Source organism: Mycobacterium scrofulaceum (assembly GCF_001667885.1).
Taxonomy (GTDB): domain Bacteria; phylum Actinomycetota; class Actinomycetes; order Mycobacteriales; family Mycobacteriaceae; genus Mycobacterium; species Mycobacterium scrofulaceum_C.
Window position 1 is genome coordinate 1 of sequence record NZ_LZJW01000070.1, and the last position, 1,343, is coordinate 1,343.

The 1,343-nt window shown below is 70.0% G+C and carries 1 protein-coding gene; it reads left to right on the forward strand.

Translation table 11 applies throughout. From position 1 onward, the window contains the following. Positions 1-1,343 (forward strand): non-ribosomal peptide synthetase (locus A5681_RS09890; RefSeq protein WP_156737924.1); only part of this gene is annotated, 1,343 nt, incomplete at both ends.

Genomic DNA, 1,343 nt, shown 5'->3' on the forward strand with positions numbered 1-1,343 from the left:
TGGGTCGGTCGTGGGTGCCGGTGTCGATTCCGGGGTTGTTTGCCGCGCAGGTGGCCCGTGCGCCCGATGCGGTGGCGGTGACGTTCCAGGGTCGGTCGGTGTCGTATCGGGAGCTTGATGAGGCGGCGAATCGGTTGGCGCATGCGCTGATTGCGCGGGGTGCGGGTCCGGGTGCGGTGGTGGCGGTGGTGTTGTCGCGCTCGGCCGAAGCGATCGTGGCGATCCTGGGGGTGCTCAAGTCGGGGGCGGCGTATCTGCCGATCGATCCGGGGTTGCCGCGGGCGCGTATTGAGTTCATGTTGGCCGATGCCGCGCCGGTGGCGGCGGTGACGACGGCGGCGTTGGCCGAGTTGCTGGCCGGTTATGTGTTGCCGGTGGTCGATGTGCAGGGTCCGGGGCTGGCCGATCAGCCGGTGACGGCGCCGCCGGGGCCGGCGCCCGAGGATGTGGCGCATGTGATTTACACCTCGGGCACCACGGGTGTGCCGAAGGGGGTGGCGGTCAGTCACGCCAATGTGACCCGGTTGTTTGCTGCGCCAGCGGTGGGGGTGGTGTTGGGACCGGGCCAGGTGTGGACCCAGTTCCATTCGTATGCCTTTGATTTCTCGGTGTGGGAGATCTGGGGGGCGTTGCTGCATGGGGGCCGGTTGGTGGTGGTGCCCGAGGCGGTGGCCCGCTCGCCCAAGGATTTTCATGCGTTGCTGGTCGAGCAGCGGGTGACGGTGTTGAGTCAGACCCCGGCGGCGGTGCGGATGCTCTCGCCGCAGGGGTTGGAGGACACCGCGCTGGTGATCGGGGCCGAGCCGGTGCCGGCCGAGGTGGTCGACCGCTGGGCGCCGGGGCGGGTGATGATCAATGTCTATGGCCCGACCGAGGCCACCATCTTCACCACCGCCAGCACACCGCTGACCGCCAAGAGTGGGGCGCCGCCGATCGGGTCGGCCGTACCCGGGGCGGGGTTGTTCGTGCTCGATGGCTGGCTACGCCCGGTGCCGGTCGGGGTCATCGGGGAGTTGTATGTGGCCGGGCGTGGGGTGGGCCTGGGCTATCTGGGTCGCGCGGGGCTCAGCGCGTCGCGGTTTGTGGCGTGTCCGTTCGGGGCGCCCGGGGCGCGGATGTATCGGACCGGGGATCTGGTGTGCTGGGGCGCCGACGGGCAGTTGCGTTATGTCGGGCGCGCCGATGAACAGGTCAAGATCCGCGGCTATCGCATCGAGGTGGGCGAGATCCGCTCGGCCCTGGCCGCTTCCGAGGGCGTCGAGCAGGCCGTGGTGATCGTGCGCGAGGACCGCCCCGGCGACAAACGCCTCGTCGGCTACATCACCGGCACCGCCGACCCCACC